21 protein-coding genes are annotated in these 21033 nt (G+C 50.3%); 19 read left to right on the forward strand and 2 right to left on the reverse strand.

Features of this window, described 5'->3' with window-relative positions; all coding sequences use genetic code 11:
- Nucleotides 1-43: 43 nt before the first annotated feature.
- A complete protein-coding gene (locus A8F97_RS04560; protein WP_014700424.1) occupies nucleotides 44-331 on the forward strand; it encodes a putative quinol monooxygenase in 288 nt (95 codons plus the stop codon).
- A 48-nt stretch (nucleotides 332-379) separates the two neighbouring features.
- Here A8F97_RS04560 and rne read toward each other — a convergent pair whose 3' ends face one another.
- A complete protein-coding gene (gene rne, locus A8F97_RS04565; RefSeq protein ID WP_033071684.1) occupies nucleotides 380-3727 on the reverse strand; it encodes a ribonuclease E in 3348 nt (1115 codons plus the stop codon).
- Nucleotides 3728-4309: 582 nt separating this feature from the next.
- Between rne and rluC the strand changes: the two genes are divergently transcribed.
- The gene (gene rluC, locus A8F97_RS04570) at nucleotides 4310-5266 is read left to right on the forward strand and encodes a 23S rRNA pseudouridine(955/2504/2580) synthase RluC (protein ID WP_033071683.1); all 957 of its coding nucleotides are present in this window, start codon (nucleotides 4310-4312) and stop codon (nucleotides 5264-5266) included.
- A 58-nt stretch (nucleotides 5267-5324) separates the two neighbouring features.
- On the opposite strand, the gene A8F97_RS04575 is transcribed toward rluC, so the two are convergent.
- Nucleotides 5325-5909 (reverse strand): Maf family protein, encoded by a 585-nt coding sequence (locus A8F97_RS04575; protein ID WP_033071682.1) that lies wholly within the window; start codon nucleotides 5907-5909, stop codon nucleotides 5325-5327.
- Between the two features lie 140 nt (nucleotides 5910-6049).
- Here A8F97_RS04575 and yceD point away from each other — a divergent pair, with 140 nt between their 5' ends.
- The 17 genes from yceD to A8F97_RS04660 all read left to right on the forward strand — a co-directional run bounded on the left by yceD (nucleotide 6050) and on the right by A8F97_RS04660 (nucleotide 21018).
- Entirely contained in the window at nucleotides 6050-6571 is a 522-nt protein-coding gene (gene yceD, locus A8F97_RS04580; RefSeq protein WP_005970520.1) for a 23S rRNA accumulation protein YceD, read from the forward strand.
- A gap of 16 nt (nucleotides 6572-6587) precedes the next feature.
- Nucleotides 6588-6758, forward strand: a complete 171-nt coding sequence (gene rpmF, locus A8F97_RS04585) for a 50S ribosomal protein L32 (protein ID WP_005970518.1) — start codon at nucleotides 6588-6590, stop codon at nucleotides 6756-6758.
- A gap of 29 nt (nucleotides 6759-6787) precedes the next feature.
- Nucleotides 6788-7834, forward strand: a complete 1047-nt coding sequence (plsX, locus tag A8F97_RS04590) for a phosphate acyltransferase PlsX (RefSeq protein ID WP_015730743.1) — start codon at nucleotides 6788-6790, stop codon at nucleotides 7832-7834.
- Between the two features lie 6 nt (nucleotides 7835-7840).
- Nucleotides 7841-8794 carry a beta-ketoacyl-ACP synthase III gene (locus A8F97_RS04595; protein WP_014700419.1) on the forward strand — a complete coding sequence of 318 codons (954 nt, stop codon included), beginning with the start codon at nucleotides 7841-7843 and terminating at the stop codon, nucleotides 8792-8794.
- A gap of 17 nt (nucleotides 8795-8811) precedes the next feature.
- The gene (gene fabD, locus A8F97_RS04600) at nucleotides 8812-9741 is read left to right on the forward strand and encodes an ACP S-malonyltransferase (protein WP_014700418.1); all 930 of its coding nucleotides are present in this window, start codon (nucleotides 8812-8814) and stop codon (nucleotides 9739-9741) included.
- Between the two features lie 14 nt (nucleotides 9742-9755).
- The gene (fabG, locus tag A8F97_RS04605) at nucleotides 9756-10490 is read left to right on the forward strand and encodes a 3-oxoacyl-ACP reductase FabG (protein ID WP_010276180.1); all 735 of its coding nucleotides are present in this window, start codon (nucleotides 9756-9758) and stop codon (nucleotides 10488-10490) included.
- A 153-nt stretch (nucleotides 10491-10643) separates the two neighbouring features.
- Nucleotides 10644-10880 carry an acyl carrier protein gene (acpP, locus tag A8F97_RS04610; RefSeq protein ID WP_005970506.1) on the forward strand — a complete coding sequence of 79 codons (237 nt, stop codon included), beginning with the start codon at nucleotides 10644-10646 and terminating at the stop codon, nucleotides 10878-10880.
- 81 nt (nucleotides 10881-10961) lie between these two features.
- A complete protein-coding gene (gene fabF, locus A8F97_RS04615) occupies nucleotides 10962-12203 on the forward strand; it encodes a beta-ketoacyl-ACP synthase II (RefSeq protein ID WP_014700417.1) in 1242 nt (413 codons plus the stop codon).
- Between the two features lie 239 nt (nucleotides 12204-12442).
- Nucleotides 12443-13477 carry an ABC transporter substrate-binding protein gene (locus tag A8F97_RS04620; protein ID WP_033071681.1) on the forward strand — a complete coding sequence of 345 codons (1035 nt, stop codon included), beginning with the start codon at nucleotides 12443-12445 and terminating at the stop codon, nucleotides 13475-13477.
- A 485-nt stretch (nucleotides 13478-13962) separates the two neighbouring features.
- On the forward strand, nucleotides 13963-14760 hold the full coding sequence (gene pabC / locus A8F97_RS04625; protein WP_033071680.1) for an aminodeoxychorismate lyase: 798 nt from the start codon (nucleotides 13963-13965) through the stop codon (nucleotides 14758-14760).
- Between the two features lie 14 nt (nucleotides 14761-14774).
- Nucleotides 14775-15794 carry an endolytic transglycosylase MltG gene (gene mltG, locus A8F97_RS04630; RefSeq protein ID WP_033071679.1) on the forward strand — a complete coding sequence of 340 codons (1020 nt, stop codon included), beginning with the start codon at nucleotides 14775-14777 and terminating at the stop codon, nucleotides 15792-15794.
- Complete coding sequence (gene tmk, locus A8F97_RS04635; protein ID WP_033071678.1) at nucleotides 15784-16443, forward strand: dTMP kinase; 660 nt, start codon at nucleotides 15784-15786, stop codon at nucleotides 16441-16443. Before mltG ends, tmk begins: the two co-directional genes overlap by 11 nt.
- Nucleotides 16443-17453: a DNA polymerase III subunit delta' gene (gene holB, locus A8F97_RS04640; protein ID WP_033071677.1), complete on the forward strand. Its 1011-nt coding sequence runs from the start codon at nucleotides 16443-16445 to the stop codon at nucleotides 17451-17453. The genes tmk and holB overlap by 1 nt, the downstream gene beginning before the upstream one ends.
- Before the next feature lie 23 nt (nucleotides 17454-17476).
- A complete protein-coding gene (locus tag A8F97_RS04645) occupies nucleotides 17477-18271 on the forward strand; it encodes a metal-dependent hydrolase (RefSeq protein WP_014700411.1) in 795 nt (264 codons plus the stop codon).
- 318 nt (nucleotides 18272-18589) lie between these two features.
- Nucleotides 18590-20023 (forward strand): PTS glucose transporter subunit IIBC, encoded by a 1434-nt coding sequence (gene ptsG / locus A8F97_RS04650; RefSeq protein WP_014700410.1) that lies wholly within the window; start codon nucleotides 18590-18592, stop codon nucleotides 20021-20023.
- A 223-nt stretch (nucleotides 20024-20246) separates the two neighbouring features.
- Nucleotides 20247-20597 carry a purine nucleoside phosphoramidase gene (hinT, locus tag A8F97_RS04655; protein WP_014700409.1) on the forward strand — a complete coding sequence of 117 codons (351 nt, stop codon included), beginning with the start codon at nucleotides 20247-20249 and terminating at the stop codon, nucleotides 20595-20597.
- Between the two features lie 40 nt (nucleotides 20598-20637).
- Nucleotides 20638-21018, forward strand: a complete 381-nt coding sequence (locus A8F97_RS04660; RefSeq protein WP_025918593.1) for a YcfL family putative periplasmic lipoprotein — start codon at nucleotides 20638-20640, stop codon at nucleotides 21016-21018.
- Nucleotides 21019-21033 lie beyond the last annotated feature (15 nt).

Genomic DNA, 21033 nt, shown 5'->3' on the forward strand with positions numbered 1-21033 from the left:
CATCTGATAGTATTATCTTTTCATTGATAAATAAGGGATGTAGATGGAAATTCGTATTGTTGCCACTATTCAGGCAAAGGCAGAGTTCATTGCTGATGTTACCGCAACGCTAAAACGCGTGGTGTCACCCAGCCGACAGGAGGCGGGCAACGTGCAGTATGATCTGCATGAAGTCGTAGATAAACCCGGTTCATTTGTATTCTTCGAGCGCTGGAAGGATCGGGACGCTTTGGCATCACATGAACAAAGTGCGCACTTCAAAAGTTTCTTGGCCGAACTGGGTGGCAAAACGGACAGTGTCGATATCAAGCAATTGAATTTTTTAGGTTAATAAAAAAATACCCGCCAATTGGCGGGTATTTGTCTATAAACGTCAGCGTTACTCGTTGGCTGGCGTAGGCTTGGTTGCTGGCGCAGTTGACTGATTAACTGCGGCATGACCGCCTGCCGAGCCTTTTCCTGAGAACGGATAGGCTGGACGGACCCAATCACTGTGTCGAGCAGGCTCGGAGTGGTATGACGGAGCCGGAGCTTTAGTCATTGGTGCCGTTGCATGGAGTTTATAGCGAGGCTGTTCAATGACGGTTACTGCTTTTGTTACGCTCGGAACAGGTTCTTCTACAACAGCTTGTGCGCTGGTAGCGATCGCTGGCTCATCCTGAACGCTTTGTGGCTGGCTTATTTCCTGTACTGCGGAAACCACCGGGGTAGAAACCGGTTCTGCCACATCGACTGTCTCGGTCGTATCAGCAGCGATGTCATCTGCTGATTTTTCTTCAGCAACAGCAGTTTCAACAGCAACAACAGCTTCAACGGTCTGTGTGTCTTCAGTTGTCTGAGCTGTATCATCAACCTCAGCGGCTTTTACTTCTTCGACCACACTTACTGCAACCGGCGCGATGACATCATCGATCGCCGTGTGCTCAGTAACTGGCTCGACGATGGTGTTTTGATCCGCCGCACTCACTTCGACATCAGCGATATCGCTGTCCTGAACAACGTCCGCGGATTGCGCTGTTGCTGTTACAACAGTATCTTCCTGAACGACTGTTTCAGTAACGCCTGCAACGTTTTCAATCGCGTTAGATTCAGCGGTATCGACTTGTGCAGTCACAGCGACGTCGACAACGACGGGTAACAGCGGTGTTTCGATAGCTGCCACGTCCTCTTCCAACGGTTGGCTTTCAGCCTGCTGTGGCTGCGCGACAGGGTAGCTGACCCACACTTTCCCTGATGCCATCTCCGGTGATGCAGCAGCAAATTCCAACTGCATCGGCGACTGAGATGGGTAACGTTCATCGCGATAGCGACGACGACGCTGGCCGCTGACACGCAGGTGGCGAGGCGAACGGCGTGAGCGACGCGGCATACCGCCATTTTCGCCATTGCTACGATTTGCATCGTTTTGTTCGTTATCGCTCTCGTTACCGTCTACAACAGCATCGCTTGGCTTAGCGTAAGATTGAACCTGCTCTGGTGCTTCAGAAACCGGTGCCGTGTTATCAGAGAGAGTATCCTGCTGCGCTTCAGACTGAACGCGTACTTTCTGCGTCAACTGACGACGTTGGCGACGCTGCATAACCTGAGTAGGTTTATCCTGATCGGCTGCATTGTCATCGGAATCCGCGGTCGCTGGCTGAACTTTTTCTTCTGCTGGCGCTGGGCGGCGCTCGTCCTGACGACGACGCTGACGTTCAGCTCGCGGTTCACGGCGTGGCTGTTCTTCCGAACCCGCTTTCTCCGCATTTTCCGCAACGCGAGTTTCAGTAACCGTTTCATCATTTTGTCGCTTGTTACGGCGCTGATCATCACGCTGTTCACGATTGTCACGATTGTCACGATTGTCACGATTGTCACGATTGTCACGAGAGCCACGGTCACGGCGATTATTACCCTGACGGCGTGAATTCCGACGTTCAGAGCGTTGGCCTTCAGTAGATTTTTCTTCTTCAGCTTTCTTCTCGTCAACGTTATCCGCAGCTTTTACGGCTGGTTCAGAAGCAAAGACGCTTTTCAAGGCACCGAAGAAACGGCTAATAAGACCAGGCTGCGTTTCTTCCGCGGCTTTCACTACTGCTGGAGTCGCTTTGGCAACAGGTGGCGTGGTTTCTTCAGGCATTTCAGCCATGCTGAACGTTGCTAATGCAGGTTGCTCAGGCTGTTTACGCTCGATCGTTTGTTCGTCTTGCAACTGCTGCGTTTCTGTTTCCAAACGCTGAGGCAGCAAATAGCTGAGTGTTGGCTTTTCTTCGCCTTTACGGACACGAACCACGGAGTAGTGCGGTGTTTGCATGCCGTCGTGTGGCACGATGATCGCACGTACGCCGCCCTGGCGTGTCTCAATGGCGTTAACGGCGTCACGCTTCTCGTTCAGCAGATAAGACGCAATCTGGACTGGAACAATCGCATGAACTTCTTTGGTGTTTTCTTTCAGCGCTTCTTCTTCAATCAGGCGAAGAATCGACAGTGAAAGCGATTCATTGTCACGAATCGTGCCTGTGCCGCTACAGCGTGGGCAAACATGATGGCTGGATTCACCCAGTGAAGGACTCAAGCGTTGACGTGACATTTCCAACAGACCGAAGCGGGAAATCCGGCCGATCTGAATACGCGCACGATCTTGACGTACTGAATCGCGTAGGCGGTTTTCAACTTCACGCTGGTGGCGGACGGGGGTCATATCGATGAAGTCGATGACGATTAGACCACCGAGGTCACGCAGGCGAAGTTGACGGGCAATTTCATCTGCGGCTTCTAGGTTAGTATTAAATGCAGTTTCTTCAATATCACCACCGCGTGTTGCACGGGCGGAGTTGATATCAATCGCAGTCAGTGCTTCAGTGGTATCGATAACGATAGATCCGCCGGATGGCAGACGCACTTCACGCTGGAAAGCAGATTCAATCTGCGATTCGATCTGATAGTGGCTGAAAAGTGGGATTTCACCACTGTATAATTTGATTTTGCTGCTGAAATCGGGGCGACCCAGCGCAGAAATATGTTCTTTCGCCAGTTCGAGAATTTTTGGGTTGTCGATCAGAATCTCGCCAATATCCTGGCGCAGATAATCACGGAAAGCACGGACGATCACGTTACTTTCCTGATGAATCAGGAACGGTGCCGAGCGACCTTCCGCGGCTTTTTTGATCGCGTCCCAGTGTTTCAGACGGAAAGCCAGATCCCATTGCAGTGCTTCAGCGGATTTACCCACGCCGGCTGTACGAACAATGAGCCCCATGCCATCGGGCAGTTGCAACGATCCCAACGCTTCTTTGAGTTCGGTACGGTCATCGCCTTCGATGCGGCGCGAGATACCGCCTGCTCGAGGGTTATTCGGCATTAAGACCAGATAGCTACCCGCCAGGCTGATAAAGGTGGTCAGTGCCGCACCTTTATTGCCACGCTCTTCTTTGTCCACCTGAACAATGACTTCCTGACCTTCACGTAACACGTCTTTAATGTTAGGCCGACCATGGGAAGCATAGTTACTGGGGAAATATTCGCGGGCAATTTCTTTAAGAGGGAGGAAACCGTGCCTCTCAGCGCCGTAATCAACAAAGGCTGCTTCAAGACTGGGTTCGATACGAGTGATCTTACCTTTGTAGATATTTGCTTTCTTCTGCTCATGGCCTGGACTTTCGATATCCAAATCATACAGCCGTTGACCATCAACCAAGGCAACACGCAACTCTTCCTGCTGAGTTGCGTTAATTAACATTCTTTTCATCTTCAACTTACTCGTTATTTTTACTTGCATTATTGATAGAGCTGCGGACAAAAGAACCGCATGACCGGAGTGAACCGATGGCCTCGTGGCTTATCGCAGGGACGTCAACCTCCCGGTTGTCGCCTGCATAGAGACGCATGTTTCGGTAGCCTGTGTTTCCTTATGGAAAACAGCGCATTTACTGAGGGAACAGCTTCTGAATAATGTCGCCAGATCTGATTCCATTTGCCGGCCAAGCTGCAATCCGCAGCCCGCTAACTGCTTGATTTCGCATTACGTCTTACGCCATTGCTGCGTGTGTGCGTCATCAGGCAAATTTAATAATTTCGCAATTTCCCCTTGTTCTACCGGAAATCCGCATGGGAAACGCAAAAGCATTATTCCACTGCTGATACCGTTATAGCAAGGTGACTTTGCCTGTCTGTATAAAGATAGTCCTGTTGTGATCACCAAAACGGACAGGGTTTGATGCTACAACCCAACGCATCCGGAAGTGCAACAATATCTTCATAAGTCAGACACACAGTTAAGCACAGAAAAAGAAGTGGCGCTATCGGGTTGCTCTATTTAGAATCGCGCATCATGAAAACAGATAATCCTTCAGTACAATTTGTGACGATCTCCGCAGATGAAGCGGGGCAGCGTATCGATAATTTTTTGCATACCCACTTAAAGGGCGTGCCTAAAAGCCTGGTTTACCGCATCTTGCGAAAAGGTGAGGTAAGGATAAATAAGAAACGGGTCAAGCCGGAGTATAAATTGCTCGACGGTGATGTCATTCGTATTCCGCCTGTGCGACAGGCCGAACGAGATGAAACGCCGGTTTCCGCCAGTCTTGGCAAAGTGGCGGCATTAGCCGAGTGTATTATCTATGAAGATGACTACCTGTTGGTGCTGAATAAGCCCTCGGGTACGGCGGTACATGGCGGCAGTGGCTTGAGCTTTGGTGTGATTGAAGGGCTACGTGCTTTACGCCCAGAAGCGCGTTTTCTGGAGTTAGTACACCGCCTCGATCGCGATACTTCGGGCGTTTTGCTGGTAGCCAAAAAACGTTCGGCTTTACGGTCTCTACATGAACAACTGCGGCTGAAAGGTATGCAAAAAGACTATCTGGCGCTGGTTCGCGGTCAATGGCAGTCTCACTGTAAGGCCGTTCAGGCGCCGCTGTTGAAAAATATCCTGCAAAGCGGTGAACGCATAGTGCGGGTCAACAGCGAAGGTAAACCGTCAGAAACACGTTTTAAAATAGAAGAGCGCTTTGAACATGCGACGCTAGTGCGGGCGAGCCCTGTTACCGGGCGTACACATCAAATTCGTGTACACGCCCAATATGCTGGGCATCCCATTGCGTTTGATGACCGTTACGGCGATCGCGAGTTCGATCAGCAACTGACAGGTACGGGTTTAAAGCGTCTATTCCTGCATGCACAGGCACTGCGTTTTGAGCACCCGAACACGGGTGAGACACTGAGAGTTGAAGCACCATTGGATAGCGGGTTACGCCGCTGTCTGCAAGTGCTGCGCAAGACAAAAATCTAATCACTCACGATGTCTTTGTCTGTCGGGATAGCTTTCTATTGGGCTATCCCGATTTATTTCATACCGTCAATGGATTCATGCCTTCCTTTTGTAACATCTGTATTAGCGCGATCAGCGGTAACCCAATGAGTGTATTAGGATCTCTCCCGGATAATCGTTCAAAGAGGGCAATACCCAATCCCTCGCTTTTAAAGCTGCCCGCGCAGTTCCACGGCTGTTCTTTCTCCAGATAACCGTCAATTTCCGCGTTCGTTAGTATTCGGAAATGGACATCAAAGGGTTCTGCGAGGCTCTGTATTTCCTGCGTCGCGCTATTGAAAAGTGCCAGTCCGGTAAAGAAAGACACACATTTTCCGCTGGCCTGCTGTAATTGCCGTGTTGCGTTAACCTTATTGTGTGGTTTTCCCGTAATGGTGTTACCTAATACGCAAACCTGATCGGAACCGATAATCAGGTGATTGGGGTAGTGCGCAGCCAGCGTTCGCGCTTTGCTTTCAGCAAGGCGGATTACAAGATCGATGGCGTCTTCGCCGGAGCGAGGGGTTTCATCGATGTCTGGCGATGCGCAAATAAAGGGTAGCGTTAGCTTTTCCAATAAGGCTCGACGGTAAGGTGAGGTTGAGGCGAGAACAATCTGCTGCATAATTTTTTGATAAACCGTAGCGTAATGATGAAAGGCATTTTAAACTGTGCGCCGCTCTGGAAGCGAATATTGGTGAAAGGTGGTGCACCACTGCCTTTTTCTTTGACTCTATGTCGTTACGACGTTAATATGCGCGCCCTATGCAAAAGGTAAAATTACCCTTAACCCTTGATGCGGTCCGCACTGCTCAGAAGCGTTTAGATTACGTTGGTATCTATTCGGCTGAACAAGTAGAGCGTGTTGCCGAATCAGTGGTGAGTGTGGATAGTGATGTTCAGGCCTCTTTATCTTTCAATATTGATAATCAGCGTCTGGCAGTGATTGACGGTAACGCTGACGTTACTGTCACTCTGATGTGCCAACGTTGCGGAAAGCCGTTTGAACACCAAGTCCATGCGACATTCTGTTTCAGCCCGGTCGTCAATGATGAGCAGGCCGAAGCGTTACCGGAAGCGTATGAGCCGATCGGCGTTGATGAATTTGGCGAAGTCGATCTGCTGGCAATGATTGAAGATGAAATTATTCTGATGTTGCCTATCGCCCCGGTGCATGATTCTGAACACTGTGAAGTGTCCGAAGCGGACATGGTTTTTGGTCAACTGCCTGCAGAGGCGGAAAAACCAAATCCGTTTGCCGTATTAGCCAGTTTAAAGCGTAAGTAATTAAGGAGTAAGGTCCATGGCCGTACAACAAAACAAACCTAGCCGTTCCAAACGTGGTATGCGTCGTTCACACGATGCGCTGACTACCGCTTCTGTATCCGTAGATAAAGTTTCTGGCGAAACTCACCTGCGTCACCACATCACTGCGGACGGTTACTACCGCGGTCGCAAGGTCATTGCCAAGTAATTCTTGCGAATTATTTGCAAGGCAATACCTTGACACGCCTAACTCTGGCGTTAGATGCGATGGGCGGGGATTTTGGTCCCTGCGTAACAGTGCCTGCTGCATTGCAGGCACTGACTTCTAATCCAACTCTCAATTTGTTATTAGTCGGCGATCCTGCTGCGATTATTCCATTACTTGCCAAAGTCGATTCTAATTTGCTCTCCCGCTTGGAAGTTGTTCCGGCAGAGTCGGTTATTGCTAGTGATGCGAAGCCGTCGCAGGCTATTCGTGCGAGTCGCGGTACCTCAATGCGTATCGCGCTTGAGTTGATTAAAGATGGCAGGGCACAGGCCTGCGTGAGCGCTGGTAACACGGGGGCACTTATGGGGCTCGCTAAGCTCCTGATTAAGCCACTTGAAGGGATTGAGCGACCTGCGTTGGTGACGGTGTTGCCTCACCAGCAACATGGGAAAACCGTCGTGTTGGATTTGGGGGCGAATGTTGACTGTGACAGTACGATGCTGGTTCAGTTTGCCGTGATGGGCTCAGTGATGGCAGAAGAAGTGTTGGAACTGACGAATCCCCGGGTTGCGTTATTGAATATCGGTGAAGAAGAAAACAAAGGGTTAAGCACTATCCGTGAAGCAGCGGCACAGCTAAAAAAGGCACCATCAATAAACTACATCGGCTATCTGGAAGGCAACGATCTGCTGACTGGAAAAACAGATGTGATGGTCTGTGACGGCTTTGTGGGTAATGTCACACTGAAAACGGTAGAGGGCGTGGTAAGGATGTTTCTGTCACTGCTGAAATCACCCGCTTCAGGCCCGGAGCAAAAACAAAAACGATCTTGGTGGTTGAAATGGCTAGGACGTTTGTTACAAAAACGCTTATCAAAGCGTTTCGGTCATTTGAACCCCGATCAATATAATGGCGCATGCCTGCTAGGATTGCGGGGAACTGTAATCAAAAGCCATGGTGCAGCAAACCAGAGAGCGTTTGCGGTTGCTATTGAACAGGCAATGCAGACGGTACGGCGGCAGCTTCCCGAGCGGATTGCCGCTCGTCTAGAAGCGGTATTACCCAAGAGTGACTAAGCGTACATGTATACAAAAATAATCGGAACGGGCAGCTACCTGCCTGAAGAAATCAGGACAAACGCTGATTTAGAAAAGATGGTGGAAACAACGGACGAATGGATCGTCACACGTACTGGAATCCGTGAGCGCCGTATTGCTGCGCCGGATGAAAACGTTGCGACCATGGGATACCGTGCCGCGCAGAAAGCGCTGGAAATGGCGAATGTCGATGCTTCTGAAGTCGGCCTTCTGATTGTTGCTACAACATCATCAAGCCATGCTTTCCCTAGCTCAGCCTGTCAGGTTCAGCAATTATTAGGGATAAAGGATACGATTGCCTTCGATCTGGCTGCCGCTTGTGCAGGTTTTACCTACGCGCTGAGCGTTGCCGATCAATATGTTAAAAGTGGAGCGGTGAAATACGCACTGGTGATCGGTTCAGATGCCTTGTCTCGTACATTGGACCCTGAGGATCGCGGTACGTTGATTCTGTTCGGTGATGGTGCGGGTGCCGTACTATTAACGCCGTCAGAGCAACCGGGCATTCTTTCTACCCATCTTCATGCCGATGGTCGCTATGGCGAGCTACTGACGTTACCGCATCAGGATCGTAACCACACGGATACACCTGCTTACCTGACGATGGCGGGTAATGAAGTCTTTAAAGTGGCAGTGACGGAACTGGCACACATTGTTGAAGAAACGCTGCAAGCGGCTCAACTGGACAAAAGTGAATTAGACTGGCTGGTACCCCATCAGGCTAACTTGCGCATCATCAGTGCTACGGCGAAAAAGCTGGGCATGGGGATGGACAAAGTGGTTGTGACGCTCGATCGTCATGGTAATACCTCTGCGGCTTCCGTGCCTTCAGCGCTTGATGAAGCCGTGCGCGATGGGCGTATTAAACCAGGACAACTGGTGCTGCTTGAAGCCTTTGGCGGCGGGTTTACCTGGGGTTCCGCGCTGGTTCGTTTTTAATTAAACAGGATTGTGATATGACGCAATTTGCAATGGTATTTCCCGGTCAGGGATCGCAAACGGTAGGGATGTTGGCTGAACTTGCAGCAGAATATCCGATTGTCACCGAAACGTTTGCTCAGGCTTCTGAAGCGTTAGGTTATGACTTGTGGCAGCTTACCCAGCAAGGGCCGGCTGAAGAGTTGAATAAAACCTGGCAGACGCAGCCTGCATTACTGACCGCTTCTGTTGCTATCTGGCGTGCCTGGCAGCAACAGGGGGGGAAAACACCTGTGTTGATGTCTGGCCATAGCCTCGGCGAGTATTCTGCACTGGTTTGCGCTGGTGTCTTGGATTTCCAACAGGCTGTTCGTCTGGTTGAATTGCGTGGCAAATTGATGCAAGAAGCCGTGCCGGAAGGTACTGGAGCGATGTATGCCATCATCGGCCTTGATAACGATGCGATAGCCAAAGCGTGTGAAGGATCCGCGCAGGGGCAGGTGGTGTCGCCGGTAAACTTTAATTCACCGGGTCAGGTGGTTATTGCGGGTAATAAAGACGCCGTTGAGCGTGCGGGTGCCGCGTGTAAAGCGGCCGGTGCGAAGCGTGCGTTGCCGTTACCTGTCAGCGTGCCATCACACTGTGCGTTGATGGAACCCGCGGCGAAGAAATTGGCTGTGGCGCTAGAATCCGTGGCCTTTAATTCTCCGGTCATCCCAGTTGTCAATAATGTGGATGCGCGTATCGAAACCACACCAGAAGCGATTCGTGATGCGCTGGTGCGTCAACTTCATTGTCCAGTGCGCTGGACTGACTGTGTTGAATTCATGGCCTCTCAAGGGGTTGAGTCACTGTTAGAAGTCGGGCCGGGTAAAGTATTGACTGGCTTAACCAAACGAATCGTCGATACCTTGACAGCAGTTGCGGTGAACGATCCTGCTTCTCTATCAGCGGCGATTGAGAAATAAGAGCGGAGAATACAATGAGTTTTGAGGGGAAAATTGCGCTGGTTACCGGTGCAAGCCGTGGTATAGGGCGTGCCATCGCCGAGACGTTGGTTGCTCGCGGGGCAAAAGTCATTGGTACTGCAACCAGCGAAAAAGGGGCTGAAGCGATTAGCGGCTGGCTGGGTGAGAACGGTAAAGGTTATATGCTGAATGTTGCTGATGCAGCATCAGTAGAAAGCGTGTTAGCCGAAATTCGCGCGGAATTCGGAGAAATTGATATTCTTATCAATAACGCTGGTATTACCCGTGATAACCTGCTGATGCGTATGAAAGATGATGAATGGCACGATATTCTGGATACTAATTTGACCTCGGTATTCCGTATGTCTAAAGCGGTTATGCGTGCCATGATGAAGAAACGTTTTGGCCGTATCATTACTATCGGTTCCGTTGTGGGAACGATGGGCAATGCAGGGCAAGCTAACTACGCTGCTGCGAAGGCGGGGCTGATTGGGTTCAGCAAATCCCTCGCGCGTGAAGTGGCTTCTCGTGGTATTACGGTCAACGTGGTTGCACCTGGTTTTATCGAAACCGATATGACTCAGGCATTGACAGAAGAACAGCGAGCAGGCATTTTGACGTCGGTTCCAGCTAACCGACTCGGTGATGCTAAAGAAATCGCCAGTGCTGTTGTATTTTTAGCCTCTGATGAGGCTGCTTACATTACTGGCGAAACATTGCATGTCAACGGCGGCATGTATATGATCTAAAAAGCTCGAAACTATTTGCTTTATTTGCGGTGATAACCGCAAAATAGCACAAAATCGTGGTTCGACCAGCCGAGATTTTGTTGCATCTTTTCAAACATTTTATACACTACGAAAACCATCGCGAAAGCGAGTTTTGATAGGAAATTTAAGAGTATGAGCACTATCGAAGAACGCGTTAAGAAAATCATCGTTGAACAGCTTGGTGTTAAGCAGGAAGAAGTCGTAAACAATGCTTCTTTCGTTGATGACCTCGGCGCTGATTCTCTTGACACTGTTGAGCTGGTAATGGCTCTGGAAGAAGAATTTGATACTGAGATTCCAGACGAAGAAGCTGAAAAAATCACGACTGTTCAGGCAGCCATTGATTTCATTCAGGCTAACCAGCAGTAAGCGAACATATCTAGGCGGTCATTCGACCGCCTAAGTTTTTTTGTCCCGCAGTGTCTTTTTTTCCCTCCCTGGAGGATAAGCGTGTCTAAGCGTCGAGTAGTTGTGACCGGACTGGGCATGTTATCTCCTGTCGGCAATACAGTTGAGTCTACCTGGAGTGCTCTTCTTGCCGGTCAGAGTGGTATCAGCCTGATCGACCATTTCGATACTAGTGCCTATGCAACGCGTTTTGCTGGCTTAGTAAAGAATTTTAATTCTGAGGAATTCATTTCGCGTAAAGAAGCTCGCAAAATGGATGCCTTTATTCAATACGGTGTTGCTGCTGGCGTTCAGGCTATGCAGGACTCCGGTCTGGAAGTAACGGAAGAGAACGCCCCGCGTATCGGTGCGGCGATTGGTTCCGGCATCGGCGGTCTGGGTCTTATTGAAGAGAACCACACTGCGCTGGTGAACGGTGGCCCACGTAAAATCAGTCCGTTCTTCGTGCCATCAACCATCGTCAATATGGTGGCCGGGCATCTCACTATCATGTTCGGACTGCGTGGCCCGAGTATCTCTATTGCTACGGCCTGCACGTCTGGCGTGCATAATATTGGTCAGGCAGCACGTATCATTGCCTACAATGATGCGGATGTGATGTTGGCCGGTGGTGCAGAAAAGGCCAGCACGCCATTAGGTGTCGGTGGATTCGGTGCCGCTCGTGCGTTATCTACGCGCAACGACGATCCTCAGGCGGCAAGCCGTCCGTGGGATAAAGATCGTGATGGTTTTGTACTGGGTGACGGTGCAGGCCTCATGGTGCTGGAAGAGTATGAACACGCGAAAAAGCGCGGTGCAAAAATCTATGCAGAAATTGTTGGATTTGGCATGAGCAGCGATGCGTATCATATGACGTCTCCGCCAGAAAACGGCTCGGGCGCAGCACTGGCGATGGAAAATGCATTGCGTGATGCGGGTGTGTCAACGAGCCAGATCGGTTATATCAACGCGCATGGCACCTCTACGCCAGCGGGTGATAAAGCTGAAACACAGGCAGTGAAATCCGTATTTGGCGCGGACGCCAGTCGTGTACTGGTTAGTTCGACAAAATCCATGACGGGTCACTTGCTCGGTGCGGCAGGCGCAGTGGAGTCAATCTTCAGTATTCTTGCTCTACGTGATCAGGCTGTTCCGCCAACGCTCAATCTGGATAACCCAGATGAAGGCTGCGATCTGGATTTCGTACCTCATGAGGCGCGTCAGGTTAGCAATCTGGAATATGTACTCTGCAACTCTTTCGGTTTTGGTGGAACCAACGGTTCTCTGATCTTCCGTAAGATTTAATTATGGCTATGCCGCAATTAAATTGTGCATTAAAAAATGCCAGTCACATAAAGTGACCGGCATTTTTTTTTAATCGCTCTGTTGACAGGTTTTCCCACTTTACGATCTTATCGGGATCGCATTTCTGGTTGCGCCCTGGAATTGGCTATGGGTGAGGCAGTGGCTTTCGCTGTATACATTTAAATATAGCGATGATAGTATAATCCCACTATCAAGGTCAGCAGGAGCGCTGGCATCCCATGAAAATTTCTACCCCTTCGTTTTTATTTTTACTATCTCTCTTCACCAGTCCCGCGATTTATGCAGACGTTGTATCACGTCAGGTTACTGATGATGTGGGTCACTCTGTTGTTCTTAAGGGACCCGTATTGCGTATTGCTGATGCCTGGTACGCGCATCATTCTTTATTGATGGCGTTGGGGGTCGGTGACCGTATCGTGGCTACTGTTAATCATCCTGAAGATCGTCCGTGGATGTTTAAGGTACAACCGTCTTTGAATTCGGCGCTGCGCGCTAATGGCCTGACATTTAATAGTGAATCTTTGCTGTCAGCGGGTATCGATGCCGTTTTTGTGTCACGAGGTAATAGTGATGCAGAAGTGTATCGACAAGCGAAACTGCCGGTTTTGGAAATGTTTTTTAACGATTATCCGTCTATGAAACGCTCAATGCTGAATACTGCGCAAGCCATTGGTACGCCAGAAGCGCTACAGCGTGCGGAGCACTATAACCAGTATCTGGAAGAGACTGTCGCCGCCGTTTCGCAAAAGACGAACGCACTATCTGAAAAGCAGCGCCCTCGCGTTTTGCACATTGCTTCATTAGAGCCGCTCAAGATCGACGGGAATGGTACATTGGTCGATACTTGGATCACATTAGCAGGCGGTAGGAATGCGGCTGCCAGCGTGAAAGGCAATTTGCATGAGGTATCGCCGGAAGAGGTGCTGGCGTGGCAACCTGACATCATCATTATCGGCGGTAATGCCGGTGAAATCTCACAATCACCTTATGCTGACCTATTCAAGGGACTTGATGCAGTACGCCATCAGCGTGTTTGGAAAAATCCAGTTGGCGTTTTCCCGTGGGATCGGTACGGTGTTGAAACAGCCTTGCAATTGAAGTGGGCAGCATCGCGCCTCCACCCTGACTTATTTGCTGATATCGATATGACCAATGTGACGCAGGACTTTTACTCGCGTTTTTTTAACTATGCCTTGAGTACGGAAGATGCAAAACGTATTTTGGCCGCATTGCCACCATCGGGTAATGAATGAGTTTTTGCGCATTGCCAGCCGTGGCTTAGGCGTAATACGCTGAAATACCGAAGTGTTTTGGCGATGATGGTTATCATTAATAAATATATCAATGGGATAGTAGCGTTGCATCGTTGCTATCCCTCCGCATAAATCTGACCACACAATGAGGGTAACGTCGGCGGATATTTTTCAGATCTACCGCCACGATCTCTCACGCTATATTCAACGCCTTCTTTTCTGATGATCCCCGCATTTTCGCTTCGCCACCCGGCAGATCTACCGAAAAACGATGTCACACTGGCGGATGCTACTTATGGCACACTCGTAGGCGTACCTCTGCACCTGCATTTATTTTTTATGATGGTGACTCATTGCTCTATCAGGCCGATCTGTAAACAATCAGTATTACCCTTATTCTATTTTGAATAAAATCAGATACACCTGCTTGTGTGCGATGTTGCTTTACTGGCAAGCTGGCGGCGATGAATGAGACGGAGCCTATTATGTTATGGGTTAATGGTCAGTTACAGGAACAGCTCTTGGTACTCGATCGGGGAACGCAGTATGGTGACGGCTGCTTTACGACTGCCAGAGTATGCGATGGTGAGATTGTTTGGCTAGATCGACATATTGTGCGGCTGCAGCAGGCCACCGAGCGCTTGCTATTCCCGCTTGTTGACTGGGAAAGCCTGATCTCGGAAATGAAACAGGCTGCACTGGGCCGTGCAAACGGTGTAGTGAAAGTCATGCTAACGCGCGGCGTCGGCGGACGTGGTTACAGTACACAAGGCTGTGCGCAGCCAAGCCGAATCGTTATGCAGGTAGACTACCCTGTGCATTATACCGACTGGCGTGGACAGGGGATTAGCCTGAACTTAAGTCCTGTGGCATTAGCTAAAAATCCGCTACTGGCGGGCATAAAGCATCTGAATCGGCTCGAACAAGTGTTGATTCGTGCATATCTTGACCAGACCTCGGCCGATGAGGCTCTCGTGCTTGACACCTCCGGTGCGCTAGTGGAATGCTGTGCCGCTAATTTATTCTGGCGCAAAGGGCATAGAGTCTATACGCCGGATTTATCTCAGTCAGGTGTGGATGGCGTTGCCCGGCAGCATATCATCGCCTTGCTGGTGGGTTCTGACTTTGAGTTACAGATCGTCAGTGAACCGATTGGCGTATTGGCTGATGCGGATGAAGTGCTGATTTGTAACGCATTAATGCCTCTAGTCCCCGTGAATCAGGCGCACGTCTGGCGTTACCACTCCCGAGAGCTTTATCAATTCCTGAGTCCTAACTGCTAGTAGATGGTTGATTTATGAAGAAAAAGAAAATTGGTTTGCTGATTATTGCTGCTGTTGTGCTGATGTTATTGGTAGCGTGGCAGAAAATGCAGCGTTTTGCTGGTTCTCCACTGGCTATCGAAAAAGAAACTATTTTCACGCTTCCTGCTGGTACGGGAAGAGAAGGGCTGGAAACGCTGCTTCTCGATCAGAACATTATTACCGATGGTGCGTTTTTCCCTTGGTTGCTGCGTATCGAACCTGAATTGGCAAAATTCAAGGCGGGTACGTATCGCTTTACAACGGGAATGACGGTACGCGAAATGTTGTCCTTACTGTCCAGCGGAAAGGAAGCACAGTTCACCATCCGTTTTGTCGAAGGTTCACGACTGAAAGAGTGGCTTGTCACGTTGCAGCAGGCACCTTATATCAAGCATGCACTGGCCGATAAAACTGAACAGGACATTGCCGCTCAGCTAGACATCAAAGATAAGACTAACCCGGAAGGTTGGTTTTATCCGGACACCTATTCATACACGGCTGGTACAAGTGATAGCGCCCTGTTACAGCGTGCGCATCAGCGCATGAAAAAAACGGTGGATGAGGTATGGAAAGGACGTGAAGAGGGCTTACCGTACAAGACACCAGACGAGTTGCTGACGATGGCGTCAATCATTGAAAAAGAAACGGCAATCAATGAAGAACGCACGCAGGTCGCTTCCGTTTTTATTAATCGCTTACGGCTTGGTATGCGGTTGCAAACCGATCCTACGGTGATTTATGGCATGGGGGATGACTATAAAGGCGTGATAACCCGTAAAGCATTAGATACGTCGACGCCTTACAATACATATGTCATCGCCGGCTTGCCGCCGACGCCGATCGCGATGCCGGGGAAAGCGTCATTAGATGCGGCTGCGCATCCAGCTAAAACGCCGTATCTGTATTTCGTGGCGGATGGAAAAGGCGGACACAGTTTTACCACTAACCTTGCAGACCATAATCGTGCTGTGAGGGTATACCGCTCAGCGTTAAAGGAACGGGATGAACAGTAAATTTATCGTCATTGAAGGATTGGAAGGGGCAGGGAAGACCACTGCACGCAATATTGTTGTGGAAACGTTGCGGTCACATGGTGTGAAAGAAGTCATGTTCACACGAGAACCCGGCGGCACGCCGCTGGCTGAGAAGCTGAGAGAGCTCATCAAGCAAGGTATGGCCGATGAGAAGGTGACTGACAAAGCGGAAGTTTTGATGCTCTACGCGGCCAGAGTGCAACTGGTGGATAACGTCATTAAACCTGCACTGGCAGATGGGAAATGGGTTATCGGCGATCGTCACGATCTCTCTTCACAGGCTTACCAAGGCGGTGGACGTGGGATCGATCAGCAACTGCTGCGCTCGTTGCGTGACACTGTGCTGGGCGATTTTCGTCCCGATCTGACGCTCTATCTTGATTTACCACCAGCCATCGGCTTGCAGCGCGCGCGTCAGCGCGGCGAGCTGGACAGAATAGAGCAGGAGTCGCTGGCTTTCTTTGATCGTACCCGCTTCCGCTATCAGGAACTGGCGGCGGAGGATGACAGCATCCTGACGATCGATGCTGCACAATCTATTGATGCCGTCAGTGCGGATATTCAGGCTGCGTTACAGCAGTGGTTACAGCGACAAGGATTACGGCCTGTTGCGCAGGGGCCGCACTGATGGATTGGTATCCGTGGCTGAACGCATCCTATCGGCAGCTTATTGGTCAATATCAGACAGGCAGAGGCCACCATGCGGTGTTGCTGCACGCGTTGCCGGGCATGGGCGATGAATCGCTTATTTATGCGCTGAGTCGCTGGCTGATCTGTCAGCGACCTGACGGCATGAAAAGCTGCGGTCAGTGCCACTCTTGTAATTTGATGACGGCGGGAACACACCCAGATTGGCATGTGCTGAGCCCGGAGAAGGGCAAGCATAGTCTGGGCGTCGATCCAGTGCGTGACGTCGTAGAAAAAGTGTACCAACACTCTCGACAGGGCGGAGCAAAAGTGATCTGGCTGGCTTCCGCTGAGCAACTGACCGAAGCAGCAGCGAACGCTCTGCTGAAAACGCTGGAAGAACCGCCAAAAAACACCTTCTTTTTATTGGGCTGTCGTGAGCCTGTTCGGTTGTTAGCAACCTTACGCAGTCGCTGCCTGTATCACTACCTGGATGTCCCGAATGAGACGCAGAGTGTGCTATGGCTGAATGCGCGCCATCGTCATGATAGCAAAGCATTGCGTACCGCATTGAGATTGCAATCGGGCGCGCCGCTCGCTGCCGAAGCGTTATTGCAGCCAGAGCGCTGGAAACAGCGTAGCGGGCTGTGCCAGGCATTTTCTGCTGCGCTGACTTCACGGGATCTTTTTTCATTGATACCGCAACTGAATCATGACGATGCGGATGCTCGTATTCACTGGCTGGCCGCGCTACTGCTGGATGCCATGAAATGGCAACAGAGTGCTAGTGAGCATTTGGTGAATCAGGATCAGCTCGAACTGGTTGAGCATCTGGCACGTGAACCGTCTGCGCATTTACAGTATGAGCTTCAACAGTGGCTGGCTTGCCGACAAAAATTGCTGACCGTCACAGGCGTGAATCGTGAGCTATTGCTGACGGAACGCCTGCTTGATAGCGAACGCACGTTTACCTCGTCGCTTAAGCGTGATAGCCATCCTTTTTCTGTTTAATTACTTACTATCGAGTAAATATTATGTTGTTAGTGGATTCCCACTGTCATCTTGACGGTCTGGATTATCAGTCATTGCATAAAGACGTCTCTGACGTGCTGGATAAAGCGAAGCGCCGTGATGTCGGTTTCCTTTTGGCGGTGGCGACAACGCTGCCCGGCTATCGTGCGATGGTAGAATTAATCGGCGAGCGCGATAACGTAGCCTTTTCCTGCGGTGTTCATCCGCTCAATCAGGAAGCCCCCTATGATTATGCCGAACTGCGTGAATTAGCCAGCGCTAGTCGTGTGGTGGCGATGGGCGAAACGGGGCTCGACTACTTCTATCAGCAGGAGACGAAAACCCAGCAACAGGAATCGTTTCGCGAACATATTCGTATTGGCAATGACCTGAACAAGCCAGTCATCGTGCATACGCGTTCTGCCCGTGAAGATACGCTGGCAATTCTGCGTGACGAGCATGCGGAGAAATGCAGCGGCGTTCTGCACTGTTTTACGGAAGATTTGATTACGGCAAAAGCCTTGTTGGATATGGGATTCTACATCTCGTTTTCTGGCATCGTGACATTTCGTAATGCCGAGGAATTGCGTGACGTAGCACGTTATGTACCGCTGGATCGGATGCTGATTGAGACGGATTCTCCCTGGCTAGCGCCTGTCCCATTCCGAGGCCAGGAAAATCAGCCTGCGTATGTGCGTGATGTCGCGGAATACCTTGCCGTAGTGAAAGGCACATCGCTGGAAACTCTCGCCGCTGCCACGACAGAAAACTTCTCCCGCCTGTTTCACATCGATCCGGCTCGGTTGACCGCTGCGTAATAGTGGCTGAGAATAGTCGAGTTTTTTTTACCCGTGTAATTAATAGCGCTTCATAATCCCCTTGATCAGGCTTTTCTTCTTCAGGGGGGCATCTTTTTTAGCGATATATCACAAAAAAGTGCGATATCTGTTCGTTCTCAGCCTGTTTGCTTGTGGAAACGTGATAGCAATCAAACATTGTGAACGCTATTTATTTTACTCTGCGTAAAAATTAAAGGGGGCTAAGACACCCCAACTCGCAAGGGCCATCCTCCCCGCCTTTGCTTATAGATGAAGTATCAGAAGTAAAAGCACTATTACTCAGGAGCACACTCAATTATGTTCAAGAATGCATTCGCAAACCTGCAAAAAGTAGGTAAGTCGCTAATGCTGCCCGTATCCGTACTCCCTATCGCAGGTATTCTGCTGGGTGTCGGTTCGGCCAATTTTAGCTGGTTGCCTACAATTGTCTCCAGCGTCATGGCACAGGCCGGTGATTCGGTATTTGCTAACATGCCGCTGATTTTTGCTATTGGTGTTGCCCTGGGCTTCACCAATAACGACGGTGTTTCCGCACTGGCGGCGGTGGTGGCTTATGGCATCATGGTGAAAACCATGGCTGCGATTGCGCCGCTGGTTCTTAATCTACCGGCTGCCGAGATTACCGCGAAGCATCTGGCGGATACCGGTGTTCTGGGCGGGATCATTGCCGGTGCGATTGCCGCGTATATGTTTAATCGCTTCTACCGCATTCAACTGCCTGAGTATCTGGGCTTCTTTGCTGGTAAACGCTTTGTGCCGATTATTTCCGGCCTGACAGCGATCATTACCGGTGCGGTGCTGTCTTTCATTTGGCCACCAGTCGGTAGCGCGATCCAAACGTTTTCACATTGGGCAGCGAATGAGAACCCGATGTTGGCATTTGGTATCTACGGGGTCGTTGAACGTTCTCTGGTGCCATTTGGTTTGCACCATATCTGGAACGTACCTTTCCAAATGCAAGTGGGTGAGTTCACTAATGCTGCGGGTCAGGTTTTCCACGGTGATATCCCACGTTACATCGCCGGTGACCCGACTGCGGGTAAATTGTCTGGTGGCTTCCTGTTTAAAATGTACGGTCTGCCAGCGGCGGCCATTGCTATCTGGCATTCTGCTAAACCAGAAAACCGCGCGAAAGTGGGCGGTATCATGGTCTCTGCGGCGCTGACCTCGTTCCTGACGGGTATCACTGAGCCGATTGAGTTCTCATTCATGTTTGTTGCGCCGATCCTGTACGTAATCCATGCGATTCTGGCGGGTCTGGCGTTCCCAATCTGTATCTTGTTGGGTATGCGTGATGGTACCAGCTTCTCTCATGGTCTGATCGACTTCGTGGTACTGAGTGGCAACGGTAGCAACCTGTGGCTGTTCCCGATTGTAGGTCTGTGCTATGCGCTGATTTACTACACCATCTTCCGCGTTCTGATTGCCAAACTGAACCTGAAAACGCCAGGTCGTGAAGACAGTTCATCTGAGCAAACGTCACAGGACAGCACCGAAATGGCGGCTGCTCTGGTTAGCGCGTTTGGTGGTAAAGAAAACATCACTAACCTGGATGCATGCATCACCCGTCTGCGCGTTAGCGTAGGCGATGTGGCTAAAGTTGATCAGGCTGGCCTGAAAAAACTGGGCGCAGCAGGTGTGGTTGTGGCCGGTTCCGGCGTTCAGGCAATTTTCGGTACGAAATCAGATAACCTGAAAACCGATATGGACGACTACATCCGTAACCACTGATGCGTTGTTGGGGAGTTGTAGAAAGGGGCGAAAGCCCCTTTTTTTATGGTCGCCGCGAACGCGCGGTTTTCGCTATAAGGCTGACGTGTTTCTTATTTTCCTGAGAGTCGTATTTTGACCATCTGCGCCGGAAATAGATAAAGAAGGTTGAAAGAAATAGAATATGTCACTCATACTGCCTACATGACGTCGTTAAACGCCAGCTTTAACAAGGAAATCAATCATGGCTGAAGAAACCATTTTTAGTAAAATCATTCGCCGGGAAATTCCTGCCGATATCGTGTATCAGGATGAACTGGTTACCGCCTTCCGTGATATCGCACCTCGCACGCCAACGCATATTCTGATTATCCCGAATGTATTAATTCCAACCGTTAACGACACGGCGCCGCAGCATGAAGCGGCACTGGGACGCATGATAACGGTAGCGGGTAAGATTGCGCAGCAGGAAGGGATTGCAGAGGACGGCTATCGCCTGATTATTAACTGCAACCGACACGGCGGGCAGGAGGTTTATCACATTCACATGCATTTGGTTGGCGGTCGTGCGTTGGGGCCTTTGCTGGCGGATTAAGTTAGACAATCAGGTGAGAAAATCCTCATGCGAGAAAATCATGCGTAATCCGATGTTTTTTCTGTCCGCATGCCTGATGGTAGGGCTGTTGGCGGGCTGTAGTGCGCCAAAGGTGCTGACCATCAATGAGCGGCAAACGCTGGTATTGGATGCACCCGTGCTATCGGCCGGTATTACGGCGGGTAATCCATCGCTGGATTCAGAAAATGGTCGGTTGCGTGCGTCTTCTGTCGTTAGCAACGACGCCTCAAACGCGGTAACCGTGCATTATCGTTTCTATTGGTATGATGAGAACGGGCTGGATGTACTGCCTTTTGAAGAGGTGCAGTCCCTTGAAATCCCGCCACAGACGGAAATGACGGTTTTTTCAACGCGCAGTAGTCCCAATGCGCGTCAGGTTCGTCTTCATCTGTTTTTGTAATGGTGTGCTGAGAGA

The organism is Pectobacterium parmentieri, assembly GCF_001742145.1.
GTDB lineage: Bacteria > Pseudomonadota > Gammaproteobacteria > Enterobacterales > Enterobacteriaceae > Pectobacterium > Pectobacterium parmentieri.